This window comes from Trichocoleus sp. FACHB-46, from assembly GCF_014695385.1.
Classification (GTDB): Bacteria; Cyanobacteriota; Cyanobacteriia; order FACHB-46; family FACHB-46; genus Trichocoleus.
In genome coordinates this window covers 253263-267203 of sequence record NZ_JACJOD010000013.1, presented here as the reverse complement: position 1 = coordinate 267203, position 13941 = coordinate 253263, and the positions used below count along the sequence as shown (strand labels likewise).

The following is a 13941-nucleotide window of genomic DNA, read 5'->3' as shown; positions in this document are numbered from 1 at the left end:
CAGAGGTTTCAAAAAAGCTCTAAATTCTTGAAAGTTAGCAAGAACTAGCGGTAGTCTCTGGTGCTAGTGGCTACTTCTCCTAGGTCTTCAGCCATGTCCTCGCCAAGTGCATGAGCAGTCAATTCCTCATCGAGTAAGGGTTCAACTGACTGTACAGGGATGTCTACCCCATTAATGATGGCTCCCAGTAGCCGGAAATCTGACTCCGCTAACTGGTCAGTAGCTTCAGCTAGCAGGCTGTCTTCGGTATAACCTGGCCGAGTCACCAATAGCATGCCATCGCTATAGGGTTCTAGAAGGAGGGCATCATTGCAGAGGCTGAGTGAAGGGGTGTCGAGAATCACCATATCGAAGCGACCCCGCACATCCTCTAGGAGACGACGAATTTCGCTTGACTCCAAAATAGCGGCGGCTTGACGCTGGGGGCCAGGGCTAGGAACGATATAGAGGTTTTCGACATCGGGAACCAAGCGGATGCAGTCACCGAATTGTCCGTAGTAGCGTAGTGGTTCGATCGCGCTGTCTGGGTCAGGAGCGACCTTGAGAGACTTGGCTTGGGAAGGTGACCGCAAATCTGCTTCTACTAGTAGAGTTCGTCTGCCAGCTCTAGCGGAGGCGATCGCTAAGTTATAAGCACTCAAAGTCTTGCCTTCTTGACCTACCACACTCGTCACTAAAATGACCTTTAGCGTCTTACCTTCGGCACGGCGTAGATTACTTCGCAGCCGCTCATAAAAGTCCGCATAAGGCGACTCAGGATCGACCACAACGGGAATGTCGTCGCTATAAGGATCAAGATTCGGTAGCAACGGCAAGACGCCCAAAATCGCAATTTCTCGCTGACGTAAGGCTTCTCGCACGTCTTCGAGGGTGTAGAACTTGCCTTCCAGGGAATCTAGCAGCAAGATTAACCCACCACCCACGATCAGGCCGACTAGAGCTCCAATCCCGAGTGTTAAAGGAGCATTTTTCGCAGGTTTGGCATCCTGTGACACCTCTGGCGCTTTCGCGATCGTCAAACTGCTAGCCGTTTCTGCTTCGGCAGCCTTGGCATCCACCAAAGCAGCCTGCATCCGGTCGTAAAAGGTGCGCTTCAGAATTGTTTGTTGTTCTAGGCGAGTGCGCTCTAACTGTTTGTTGGGTAGAACCGCATATTCACGGCGCATTTCTTGCTCGGTGCGAGCTGCCGAGGCCATCTGCTGCCGCATCGTATCTAGTTGAGTTTGCAAATTAGTAAGTTGGTTAGCTAGCTGCTGCCTAGCTGGGTCCAAACTACTATCTCTGCGAATTTGGTTGCCACCGACTAAGGGAGCTGCAACTTGGTTGCCACCTACAACTTCACCAGCGCGTTGTTGCAACAATGTTTCATAGGCTTGTTGCTGATTTCGTAACTCGATCATCGTTGGGTGTTCAGGCCGCAACGACTGACTGAGCAGCGCTATCTGGGATTCGTTTTGATAAAGCTGCGATCGCAAATTGGCAATGATTGGATCGGCACTGAGGGCAGAAGAGGCATAGGCCTGCTCAGGATTCAACCCTAATCTTTGTTGTAGGCTCCGCATTTGAGCCATCGTTCCTTCCATTGCCAAGCGGAGTTGCCGTTGCTGCTCCTCGGCATTTTGAATCGCTGTAATCACATTGCCATTCTGAGCCGCTACTAGGGCAGGACCTTCTCTCCGGTCGTACTGCTCTAGCTGCTGTTCCGCGGTTCTGAGGTCTTTAGTTGCTTGGGGTAGACGCTGATTCAGTTCCTGAATGATCGCCCGTAAGCGTGCTGTATTAATGAGGCGGCTCTGCTCCACCATGCCATCCATCAGCACCTTAGCCGTTTCAGCAGCCCGCTTAGGATCGTTTCCGTCACGATAGGTGATGATGAACGAACCAGCACCTGCATTATCGTTTTTGCCCTTCTCCTTCTTGGGTTCTTCTACTGTTGCATTGCGTCGCACCTCGTCTGGCTCAGCATCAACCTGCTTAGCAGCGGCCTCAACCACGTTATCTGCTAGTAAGATTTCTGGACTCAGGACCTGTCCCTCGGCTTGGATCTGAGTGCCTGTCTCAGAAAAGGTTACAGGCGGGCGATTGTTCGCTAGCGTTCCTTGGGCCACGTAAGTCGGTGGTTCTTCTGGTTGGGCTGCCACCAATACAGAGGCACCCATAATCAGGGCAAAACCCGCAAGTCCAGCCCATTTATGTCGATCCAGAGCAATGAGATAACGTTTAACAAAGGGGGGAGTCATAGCAGCAGGAAAACGCGTAGATGGAAAGGGGGCGCTGAAACAGCAGGTTAGCTTCTAAGGTAACTTAGCATTTCCGGTGAATTGCAGCTTTTGCTACGCTTTGTTACCTAATCATCATCATCGTCATTATTGTCATCATCGTTAGAACCCGGGCCGAAAAGATCGCTGGCACTATCAGAGATTTCGCTAAAGAACAATAGAAATCCTAAGACATCGCGGAACGGTTGAGTAAATGTATTGAGAGCGTAGGTAATTCGAGCCACCAAATTACGACCCACAATAATGACATCATTATCTTGAAGTGGAACATTTTGCGAAACATCGCCCATCAAGGCTTTCTTGCCATTTAATTCTTTGGCGATCGCCTTCCCTTGCTCTTGATCGAAGCGGATCAAAGCAATTTTCTTGAGTCTGGCGTTCTGCAAATTAGGGCTAATGGCAGTTAAAGCATCTAAAAAGGTACTGCCATTGGGTAGGTTAATGTTGCCGATGCCATTACCGGCATAACTTAGAACTCGCACCGTAATTTGTTGTTTGGCAAGGGTAGAACGAGCGACCAAGCTACGGTCGTAATCCTTGTCCTCACCCACATCCAGTCTAGGGATCACGATCGCATCTCCGTCTTCTAGACGCAGGTCTGGCAGTTGTCCGCCATTGGCGATGGGAGTAAACAAATCAACTCTTTGTTCAATGACCGTGCCGTCAATCAAGGTCCGACGCACTTGCACTTCCCTTAAATCCGCTCGATTCGTAGCTCCCCCCGCAGCGAGTAGGGCGTTCGAGATCCGGGGCTGGGCTCCAGCTACTGGGTAGAAACCTGGTTTGGTAACTTCTCCTAGGATGGTTACTTGCACCGGGCGTTGATTTCCTAAGGTTACGACCACCATTGGATCGATCACATACCGATTAAAGCCAACTCGTAGTCGTTCCTGAACTTCTTCTAAAGTGAGACCCCTGACAGAAATCGTACCTAGCAAGGGTGCGGTGATATTGCCTTCGGGGTTGACGTTGGCCGTGAAACTCAAATCTGGAAACCGATTGACGTTTACAGCAATTCCATCTCCAGGCCCTAAGCGATATAAGTCGAACTGGGTTCTGGCGTTGGGTGGCGTGGCTGGGAAGGTGTTGGATAGTGGGGGAAACGAGTTAGGCAGCGGCTGTACAACTGGGTTAACCGGAACTGTTGGCACAACCGTAGGTAAGGTTTGGCGATCGCTGGCTGGTTGATTGGTCTGCCCAATTGCTGCCTCTGGCAAAAACCTAGCATTGGCCGCCCACAAGAGAGCTGTAAACGATGCCGTAGTTGCGACGGAGTACAGACCGGTTAGGGTGAAGGCACGAAACTGACGTATCCGAAAACAGGCTTGGGACATAGGGCTTGAAAGAGTTGCGAGCGTTCTTATACTGCGATTGGAGCGAGGTCACTAAAAACGTTAGGGCAAAGCAAGAATTGAACTTTGAGTTTGGCTGGTCGTCCGCTGGTCGTCTAGTGGAGACTTGACCTAGTTTAGGAGAGGACGACGAAGTGAGATTTTTTCGGTTCCCATACCTAGAGTATTTATTACTACTTACCTGGCGATCGCGGCTCAGCCGTGAGGGGGCCTTTGATTAAGGCAGCTTGCACCGTTTGAGCGAGTGATTCCGCCATAGGCCAAACAGTATCAATCTCACCGAGAGGTTCAATAGGAATCAGTAGACAGACAGCGACCCAAGGTTGGCGAGCATTGCGCAGTTGGGCAGCTCGATCAGCCCAAAACCAATCACTCGGAGCTGGACTGCCACCTGCGGGCCAAGCATACCATTGCAAAACCGCAAAGGTTTGTTGTTGATTCCAGCCGCGTAAAAACCGGGCTTTCACGGGAATGGGAGACTTTGCTGAGGTCTTACTATCTGAACCCAACTTGACGGCAGCAGAATTTTCTACGTCTACGGTAAATCGGGACAGCCGAGCTGAGTCTGTGGTCCAACGCTGAAACCCATTGATGTCCATCCACTCGACTTCCGGTTGGTTTTTTTCACTCCTAGGAGCGGTGAGTAGTAATACTGCTCTTGCAGGCTCAGGGGCAGACAAGCGGCTCGCTGTACTATTAAGTGATTGAGGCGGTAATAGCACTAGGGATTCAGCCTCAATCTCTTGGGCTAGCCATTCATGCCCGCCAATGGGTACTGTTTGTCGCTTCCGGGTCTTCCAGCCAGGTAAGTTTAATTCTGTGTTCTCTAGATTTCGTAGTTGTTTAAAGGCTGCATCCTTGGGCGGGTGAGCCCACCGCCAGTGACCAGTCAAGTAGCTGGGGGCGGCTCCAATTCCTAGCAGCAATAACAACAGCAGTAATAGAGCAAGTTTGGGTAACTGCATCTGCTGGAAGGATTTAGGTAAGAACCGCATGATGGCAGGGGAATGAGTCACTTTTACAATTACTCAAGGTAGGAATACAGTGTTACTCAGCCACGCCCTCAGCACCATCACTTTCAGGGTTGCTGGAGAAAAACTGATCAATTTTGGTCAAGAGCAGGACAGTCAGCCCTAGCATACAGGCAGAATACAAGTCACCGCCCCAGCCTGCATGCAACCACTCAAATGCTTTTTCCTGTCCAGTGCCATGAAAAAAGGTCAAAAGTGTGTTGCGCAAAATATTGGCGCTGACACTAATGACCACGGTGCCAAGGAAAAACAAGCTAGTTTTGGTTCGTGATGTCCAAGTGCCTGTCCAGTAAACTAGCATCAGGCCAACATAGAGGCTGGTAAACAGCATCTTTAAGCCAGCGCAGTAAGGCGCTACTTCCACAATGCGATCGCCCACATATAGATAAATCTGCTCGACCGTTACATCCATCCCAAACTGATTGAGAATAAACCCGGCGATCGCGGCAATGAAGTGTTGTAGCGGCAAGGTGTAGGGCGCAATTAGGTAAGGTAACTCAGTGGGGGTTGCCAGAAATACTAAGATCAATGGGAAACCTTGCAGCTTTAAGCCTGGCATGCCTTTTAGCCACAAGCACAACCCCACCAAGATGGCAGGCAAGGATAAGTTGACTAGATCTGAGAGGCCGCTGAGGTAGAAAACGGCTCCTAAACTCAAGAAGGCAATTCCGAGCGGATGGTTGGCTTCGGGTAAGCGCCGCCACTCGTTTCGTTGGTTCCAGGCAATGTAGGCAGCAAAGGGTAAGCCAATCAGCCCGTGACTAAAGTATTCATGTTCAGTGCTGATACTTTTGTTGAGCCAGCCATCTACCCAATGCCATAGTAAGGGAGCGTAGAGCAACGCCAGTAGACCTAGAATTGCGCCATTGAGGACATAGCGCTCGATCGCAATGGGAACTTTACGCCTGATTAGCATGGTTTTAGTTTGCCATTACTGGAGTACATAACTGGGTGTTGGCTGCCGGAGGATATGCTTGGAGTAAACCTTTCAAGGTAGCCACGACTCGCTCTACTTGAGCTGGAGTCAAACCAGGATACATAGGCAGGGAGAGAATTTCTTGGCAGAGCTGCTCTGCTTGAGGAAAGTCACCCATTTTATAACCTAAGTTTTGAAAAGCAGGTTGTAAATGGCAGGGAATCGGGTAGTGAATGCCTGTCTGAATATTTTGGGCTGAAAGCTCTTCTTGAATTAACTGACGAGTCAAGGGGCAGTCTTGCACACGCAGGACATAGAGGTGGTACACGTGACCGCTGCTACTTTGATTCGTGACAGGGACTAAACCCATTGAGTGGAGCGGCTGCAACAAAGCATCATAGTACTGAGCAATCTGATTGCGATCGCGGTTCCACTCGGCCAAGTGAGGCAACTTCACATTGAGGACAGCCGCTTGCAAGGTGTCTAGGCGGCTGTTGGTGCCATATTCCGTATGAAAATATTTGCGGGGTGCTCCGTAGTTGCGCAGCGATCGCATGGTTTGGGCCACACTCGTATCTTGCGTCACGACCATGCCACCATCTCCTACGGCTCCTAGGTTCTTACTAGGGTAGAAGCTAAAGGCTGCGGCAATGCCCACAGAGCCAGCTCGGTAACCATCTCGCTCTGCCAGGTGAGCTTGAGCGGCGTCTTCAAAAATTAGTAAATTATGGGCATCAGCCAAGTCTAAAAGCTGCCGAGGCGACACCATCTGGCCGTAGAGATGTACTGGCAGCAGCACCTTGGTTTTTGGCGTGATCGCTTTGGCAGCAGCAGCTAAATCCATCAGCCCTGTTTCTAGCTCACAGTCCACTAGGACTGGGGTTGCCCCTGCCCGTAAGACTCCAATCAAGGTGGCAACAAAGGTATTGGCTGGTAGAATCACCTCGTCACCTGGCCCAACGCCACAGGCCTGTAGACCCAAGGCGATCGCATCGGTACCACAAGCAACTCCAATTCCATGCTCAGCGCCACAAGCAGTGGCAAAGGCCAATTCAAACTCTGTCAGTGCTTGACCCAACACATAATCTCCCTGCCGCACTACTGCTTGGATCGCTTGTTCAATCTGAGTTTGAATGGGTTGATGTTGAAGGGTGAGATCGACAAATGGAATGGTTGCAGCGGCGATATTCATAAACGGCAATATTCAAGAGGGAGAGTAGGGACGGAATCGAGAAACCGAGCTGAATCAGTACAGGTCTACTTTAGTTATGGGCGAATTACTGAATTTTGAACATAGTGAAACGGTGAAGAGTCTATGAATGTCCCTAGGTAATCAATGAACTTCCAATAACTTCCGCGATCGCACCGCTGCAATTAAGGTGAAAGCTCCGGAGGATCACGTTAATTTCAAACTAACTTTATTGATTTTTTAAGTAATAGGTTTTGCTGAGAACTTGGCATTAATCGCCAGATACGATAGCTTTACAGCAATTCCGCTGCTTTGCAGTTTTTAGGTGGGCACTCTTAAACAGCATTCCTGGCAGAAGCGATGTTTAATCGAAGTCCAACTCCTTAAATCAGCAAATTCAATGACAAGCCCTATCATTTTTTGAACGGCATGGATTACGAAACCGCTCGTAGTTTTTTAATCAATCAAGCGCGATTGCTCAACCCAAATCAAGATACGTTTTTATCTCGTCTCCAGCAAGGAAAACCGCCAGTTCCAGGGCAGGTTACGTCCATATTACTCGCCCTGAAAGTGGTATTTGAGGCACTGCGAGCCGCCCCGAGCCTAGACCGAGAATTAATTTATACCTTGCATATATTGGCACTAGAAAGCCGACGACAGTATGATTCGCAGCGCAAATTAGGAGTGGTTTGGCCACCCCTACTTGATGAAGACGTTACGCGAATTTCAACTGCCGTAAAAAATATTTTTTCAGATGAGTGGAAATCAGCCTAGCTTAGGCATTGGTAATCAACCTAGCGATTTCGCAGTTCAGTTTCTAGTTTATTGAGGTCACTCTTCAGGAAAACCACAACGTGACCTGCGTAGGCACTTCCATTTCGCGTTTGAGCGATTTCGGTCCAATAGGCATAACGATTGCCTGTGCGAAGTTCTCCCTGCAAAGCTGACATCAGAGGGGTAGCGCGGCGGCGAGCTTGGTACGCGGTGGCTTCTCCGGGATAGCTGTACACCAGATTGGCACGCTCGTAGTCTTGGTACACATCTAGGCCATAAATCACCCGCAGTGATTCGTCTAGGCGATTGCGAGTCACGCCATTGATCATGTCAAAGATGGACAGACGCTCAGAGCGAATGATACTGGGGTCTCCAGCCGGAATCACTTTACCAGGAGCAAGCACAGAAGCTTGAAAAGTAAACCGCTGAGCGGCGCTATCGTTCTTACGCACCAGGAGCTTTTCCCCACTGGCAGGCCGCAGAGTCGGGTGAGCTTGAATCCAAGCCCCAACCTCTTCAGTCGTTTGCCCAGGTAGCGCCTCCGCTCGCCCGCCTCCTAGCACTAGCATCAATCCAAAAGACAGAACAGCTCCCAGTTGCACTCTACTCATCACAAGCCTCTTGTTGACACATGACAACCGCCCCAGGTAATTGGGAATGGGTAATGCCCTAGTATTGGCGATTTGCGCCCTAAATATATCAGTTTGCGATCGCGACTTTAATCACTTTGCGATCTTTCATGTCTTGAAACACTTGTTCGAGTTGTTCAAGGGGTTGGCGATCGCTAATCAACAACTCAAATGGCACGGTGCGACTAGCCAGCAAAGACAACGCAGCCCGGACATAGTCAGGCGTATTGTGAAAAACACCTTTTAGCGTCAGTTCGCTGTAGTGGAGTTGTTCGGTATTGACGGTAATCGTGGTATCGCGAGGACAACCGCCAAATAGATTCACTGTTGCACCGGGACGGGCACAGGCGATCGCCGTTTCCCAAGCCGCAGGTACTCCCGTTGCTTCGATCACCACATCCGCGCCCCAACCATCTGTTAGCTCTTTCACTGTTGTAGGTATGTCAGGCACTTGGCGATAGTTAAAGACTTGGGCAGCGCCAAACTTGGAGCCAACTTGCAGGCGTGAGTCACTACCCCCAAACAAAAACACTTCTGCGCCTTGGTTTGCCAAAGCTGCCACAAACATGAGTCCGATCGCGCCATCTCCAAGCAAAGCCACGCGATCGCCAGGTTTAACGTTAGAGCGGGCGACTCCATGCAAGACACAAGCTAGCGGCTCGGTCATTGCCGCTAACTCTGCTGGTAAATCTTCCGGAATCGGCAGCAAGTTTTGCTGGACAATCGGCGCGGGAATTTTGAGATATTGAGCAAAAGTGCCGTTGTTAAAAGTTAAGTTGGGGCAGAGCGAATATTCTTGACGGTGGCAGAAAAAGCAGTTGAGACAAGGAGCGGAGTTATTGGCAACTACGCGATCGCCAATGTTCCAGCCTGTCACCCCTAACCCAATGGCCACAATCTCTCCAGCAGCTTCATGGCCAAATAGAGTTGGAGGACGCAGCATTCGGGCATGACCCCCGCGCCGCCATACTTTGAGGTCTGTGCCACAAGTCGTTGCGGCTGCCACTTGAATCACCACTTCCCCAGGGCCAGGAGTGGGATCGGGGACTTGTTCTAAGCGTAAATCTTCTTGACCGTAGAGGAGAGCTGCTAGCACAGGAATTGCCTAAAACCCTTGATTTCTCTCAATCTTACAAGATTGGGTTCCAGCAATCTGCCCGCTGGCTCAACAGAAAACCCTGCCTTAATACTAAAGACAGGGCTAATGGCTCTATGCGACTCAAACTCGGTCTGACTAAAAATCTCTCTTATTGTCCAGAGCGATAAGCAGAGGTGGCTTTGTTCGGTGTTAGAGCAGTCATAGGAGTCTCACTTCGCAGAACTGCACTAGACAGGGAAGGGACTTCTTGCCAGCAGGAGGTACAGAACCAATAGACTCCTTTTTGACGCGCGTGCCGTAGCAAAGGACTATCGCAATAAGGGCACTTATTAACATCGCTATTCATGGCACTTAGCTCTCCAAACAGTTTAAAAATTGTTAATTAAAGAAATACAAGGGCTGAGCTTAATTGGTTCATTCAATTAGCCTTAGCGATTCGGTCTGCTACCCCTGGTCTGGGATTCAAAAATGTTTAAGCAAAGGCTAAAAACTTAGGTTCACTGAACTCCAAGGTAGAGCCACTGGGCGATCCCCGCCATCCATCTTGGGAGACAAATTAAATTGCCAGTAGCGAAATGGCATTTGTCAGCACGAAATTTTTGTTTTTTTACAGTCGGGGCAAACTTCAGAAATGTAGTTTAACTATCTAGTTTAGAGATTGATCCCCAGATAGATAAATCAGGATTCATTGCACTCAATGCGGCGCTAGTTAAATTTCAGCTCTAGAGAGCTAAGCACAATGGCCAATTAACATTAATGCACGAGTTTGCTGCTAGGAAAGTAACGATCATCACTAGCAGACAAATTCAGGAAAACGAATTAGCAAAAAAGCGATCACCCCCTCTACCTCGGCCAATCCAAACTCTAAGAAAGGATTGCAGCGGAAGTGAGGAGGCGATGATTTAGTAAATTGCGAAGAGTTGAGAACTCAGGCGTTTAATATTCAGGCACAGAAGGATCGATTTCCCGACTCCAAGCTTGAATACCACCCTTCACATTGGTTCCAGTGATGCCTGCTTGCTTCAGGATGCCGAGAGCTTTAGCCGATCGTCCGCCCATTTTGCAATGAGCGATCAAACGATGACCATTCAGGGCTTCTTTGACTTTAGTCACGCCTTCGCCGCTTTCAATGTCGGGGAGGGGCACCAAAATAGCGCCAGGAATCTGGGCAATTTCGTACTCATTCGGGTTGCGAACATCGATCAGCACAAAGTCATCCGCACTGCTGTCGAGCAGTTGCTTCAGGTCTTGCACCGTCATCTCAGGAATTTCCGCTTGTTGCTGGGCTTCCGCTGCCTTAGCTTGGGGAATGCCACAGAACTCTTCGTAATCTACCAGCTTCTCGATTACGGGTCGCACCGGATTGGGCCGCAGCTTCAACTCCCGGAATTTCATATCCAAGGCGTTGTAAAGCAGCAGCCGACCACTCAACGTGGTGCCTTTGCCCAGAATGATTTTGACCGTTTCGGTGGCTTGAATCACCCCGATAATACCTGGCAGAATTCCCAAAACGCCACCCTCAGCGCAGGAAGGTACGAGTCCCGGCGGTGGGGGTTCGGGATAGAGGTCGCGGTAGTTGGGGCCACCTTCGTAGTTGAAGACCGTCGCTTGGCCTTCAAAGCGATAGATGGAGCCGTAGACGTTGGGCTTGTTCAGCAACACGCAAGCATCGTTGACCAAATAACGAGTGGGGAAGTTGTCAGTGCCATCCACCACAATGTCGTAAGGTTCAACGATATCGAGGGCATTTTCAGAACTGAGGCGAGTCTCGTACAAATCAACTTGACAGTTGGGGTTGATTTCGAGAATTCGGTTCTTAGCCGACTCGATCTTGGGCTTACCCACCCAAGAAGTACCGTGGATCACTTGACGCTGGAGGTTTGAGTGGTCCACCACGTCAAAGTCCACAATACCAATGCGGCCAATTCCTGCTGCGGCTAAATAGAGTAGCAGCGGCGCACCCAAGCCGCCTGTGCCAATGCAGAGAACGCTAGCCGCCTTAAGGCGCTTTTGCCCTTCCAGACTGACTTCTGGCAGAATCAAGTGGCGAGAATACCGTTCGTATTCGTCTTTTGTGAGTTGGATCTCATCCAAATTGGGATTGAGCATGGCAATGAATGCAAAGAGATGATGGGATAGGCGAGTTCGGGGAAATCGCTAAAACTAAGCAGCCTCAGCAATCAAAATATCTTCTGACTGGAACCGATGGTCTTCGGTCAGGCTCCAGCTACGCAGATCTATAACTTTACCGTGTTGAACGGAAACAATAACATACGAGTAGTGCGCCCAGGCGCACATTCGGTCCATCTCCGAAGGTGTGGCGGGATGATCGGGATGGGAGTGGTACACACCAATAATGTCGAGGTGGCGATCGCGGGCTTCCCGCTGAACTTGCAGCATCTCGCGGGGATCAATCCAAAAATGCTTGTGTTGGATCACATCCCAATCACTGGGCAACTCGATCGTGTCTCCTAAATCCTGAGTCCAAATATTTTCAGTGGCACGAACTTCTACCACCATCCTGGATTCGCTAGCACCTGAACCCAATTTCCCCAATAGCAAACCGCAGCACTCTTCCGGGTAAGTGCGTTCAGCGTGAGCCGCGATCGCTTGAATGTGGTGAGAGTCGAGTTGCAGAGTCACGAACGAGTCGTCAAAATTTTTGCTGAGCCAGATTACTTATTCTACGTCAGAATCAACTCAATATCTTTCAATCGCTAAAGTTTGAAAAACCTATAAATCAACGGTAGCGGGAAAGCTACAGTATACAAGCGCGTTGCCAGATTTTAATAGTTTTATCCTGACCCCCAGTAACAAGGGTTTGACTGTCAGGACTAAAGGTTACTGATAGAACTGGCCCACTATGACCTTCAAGGCTTAACAATTTTTCACCTGTTTTCATATCCCATAACCCAACTGTCTCATCACTACTAGCGCTTGCTAGAGTATGACCATCGGGACTGAAAGCAAGTGCGCGAATCCGATCTGTATGGCCGTTGCAAGTGTGAACTAATTCATGATTCTTTAAGTCCCAAACCTTAATTGTGCTGTCATCACTTCCACTGCTAGCAAGAATGTGTTCGTTAGGACTAAAGATAAGAGGTTTCACTAGCCCTTCATGTCCAGTTGAAATAACATCTAACAAATTACCTGTGCTTAATTCCCAAAGTTTGATCTTTCCGTCATGGCTACCACCAACAACAATCTGATTATCAAGACTGATTGCCACTGAAAAAATAGGTCCATCTATAGAATAGTCATCTGAGAACCGATCTTGGCTGACCAGCGTGCCGAGTAGTTTACCCGCTGTCAAGTCCCATAAGTTAGCCCCGTTCTCATGACCAACAGCAAGAATTTCTGCACTGGAGTTAGTAGTAACTGACCAAAACCAGTTAGAGTCTTCCGTGATGGTGTGACGTAAATGTTTTGTAACTAAGTCCCAAACCTTGATTACCTTATCACTGCTAGCGCTTACAAGAGTTTGACCATCAGAACTAATAGTAACGAACTGCACTCCGCTTGTATGCCCAAAGAGGCTTCGGATAGGTTTTCCTGTGCTTAACTCCCAGATTTTGACTAGCATGTCATCCACACCACTACCACTAGCCAAGACTTGACCATCCGGACTAATGGCTACAGAAAGTACGGTTGACGAGTGGCTAGTCAAGGTTTTTTCGCATGGCCATATTTCATTTATTTTTCTATCCGCGATTGTGAAGACAGGCAATGTCGGTGCAACAGTAATCTGAGGTCTTATAGAGTTTAGAAGCTCAATGACTTCATCTGCTGATTGATATCGTTGGCTAGGAGTTCTTTGCAAAAGTCTGACAAGCAAGTCTCTTAAGTCATCACTAATATTATTTCTCTTCAGATGGTTTTTTAAATTCTTCTGCCAGTTACCCCATTGCGATAGTACTTTAGAAGGTTGCACACTCGTCAACAAATAAAAACAGGTTGCAGCTAAACCAAAAAGATCGCTGGAAAAATAACCTTTTCCCTCTTCTTGCTCTGGGGCAGCATATCCACGACTACCAATTACAGTTCCAGTTACCTCTATACCAGTCTCGCTCGCAAGCTTAGAAATGCCGAAGTCTACCAAGACAAGTTTGTGATCAGTGCTTCGACGAATAATATTTGCAGACTTTATATCGCGATGAATTACTCGGTTGCTATGAATAAATTTGAGGATACATAGTAACTCCTCAAGCAAGCACCAAATCTTGGCTTCGTCAAGTTTTCCTACGTTCTTGAGTTCTTGGTCTAGGTCTTGTCCATCAACAAACTCTTGAACAAAGTACAAACCGCTACCCAATTCAAAGAAAGCAAATAATTCCGGAATTTGAAGGTGCCGCTTACCCAGTTGTTCCAGCTGCTCAGCTTCACGACGAAATAACTCTTCTGCTTTTGAAAAGCTTTGACTGCTTTGAGGAAAGAATTGTTTGATTACACAGTGCGGCTTTGAAGGTAAATCTTCATCAATCGCTAAAAAGGTTTTACCGAAGCCTCCTTGACCAATTGGTTCTATAGCTCGGTATCGCTCTTTTAACCGTAGAGGTGTACCGCATGCCAAACACTTTTCCACATCACCCGTATTCTCAGGGTTTCGACATACAGGATTGAGGCAGTAACTCATGTTGAAGAATGGTCACAAAAGCTATACCTATTTTGCATA

General features: G+C 48.8%; 11 protein-coding genes. 1 reads left to right on the top strand and 10 read right to left on the bottom strand.

The window, feature by feature from the left end:
* Positions 1-44 precede the first annotated feature (44 nt).
* The 5 genes from H6F72_RS08815 to H6F72_RS08795 form a co-directional block, all read right to left on the bottom strand.
* Positions 45-2240, bottom strand: coding sequence for a tyrosine-protein kinase domain-containing protein (locus H6F72_RS08815; protein ID WP_190433775.1), 2196 nt, complete (start codon positions 2238-2240; stop codon positions 45-47).
* 107 nt (positions 2241-2347) lie between these two features.
* On the bottom strand, positions 2348-3613 hold the full coding sequence (locus H6F72_RS08810; protein ID WP_190433774.1) for a polysaccharide biosynthesis/export family protein: 1266 nt from the start codon (positions 3611-3613) through the stop codon (positions 2348-2350).
* 191 nt (positions 3614-3804) lie between these two features.
* Positions 3805-4647 (bottom strand): cyanoexosortase B system-associated protein, encoded by an 843-nt coding sequence (locus H6F72_RS08805; protein ID WP_199298973.1) that lies wholly within the window; start codon positions 4645-4647, stop codon positions 3805-3807.
* A gap of 31 nt (positions 4648-4678) precedes the next feature.
* Complete coding sequence (crtB, locus tag H6F72_RS08800; protein WP_190433773.1) at positions 4679-5578, bottom strand: cyanoexosortase B; 900 nt, start codon at positions 5576-5578, stop codon at positions 4679-4681.
* A 4-nt stretch (positions 5579-5582) separates the two neighbouring features.
* Complete coding sequence (locus H6F72_RS08795; RefSeq protein ID WP_190433772.1) at positions 5583-6770, bottom strand: DegT/DnrJ/EryC1/StrS aminotransferase family protein; 1188 nt, start codon at positions 6768-6770, stop codon at positions 5583-5585.
* A gap of 426 nt (positions 6771-7196) precedes the next feature.
* Between H6F72_RS08795 and H6F72_RS08790 the strand changes: the two genes are divergently transcribed.
* Entirely contained in the window at positions 7197-7541 is a 345-nt protein-coding gene (locus H6F72_RS08790) for a Dethiobiotin synthetase (RefSeq protein WP_190433771.1), read from the top strand.
* Between the two features lie 20 nt (positions 7542-7561).
* On the opposite strand, the gene H6F72_RS08785 is transcribed toward H6F72_RS08790, so the two are convergent.
* The 5 genes from H6F72_RS08785 to H6F72_RS08765 form a co-directional block, all read right to left on the bottom strand.
* Positions 7562-8152 (bottom strand): hypothetical protein, encoded by a 591-nt coding sequence (locus H6F72_RS08785; protein ID WP_190433770.1) that lies wholly within the window; start codon positions 8150-8152, stop codon positions 7562-7564.
* An 88-nt stretch (positions 8153-8240) separates the two neighbouring features.
* Positions 8241-9266, bottom strand: coding sequence for a zinc-binding dehydrogenase (locus H6F72_RS31075; protein WP_190433769.1), 1026 nt, complete (start codon positions 9264-9266; stop codon positions 8241-8243).
* A 939-nt stretch (positions 9267-10205) separates the two neighbouring features.
* The gene (gene moeB / locus H6F72_RS08775) at positions 10206-11378 is read right to left on the bottom strand and encodes a molybdopterin-synthase adenylyltransferase MoeB (RefSeq protein WP_190433768.1); all 1173 of its coding nucleotides are present in this window, start codon (positions 11376-11378) and stop codon (positions 10206-10208) included.
* A 54-nt stretch (positions 11379-11432) separates the two neighbouring features.
* A complete protein-coding gene (locus H6F72_RS08770; RefSeq protein ID WP_190433767.1) occupies positions 11433-11912 on the bottom strand; it encodes a Mov34/MPN/PAD-1 family protein in 480 nt (159 codons plus the stop codon).
* A 115-nt stretch (positions 11913-12027) separates the two neighbouring features.
* Entirely contained in the window at positions 12028-13902 is a 1875-nt protein-coding gene (locus H6F72_RS08765; RefSeq protein WP_190433765.1) for a serine/threonine-protein kinase, read from the bottom strand.
* Positions 13903-13941 lie beyond the last annotated feature (39 nt).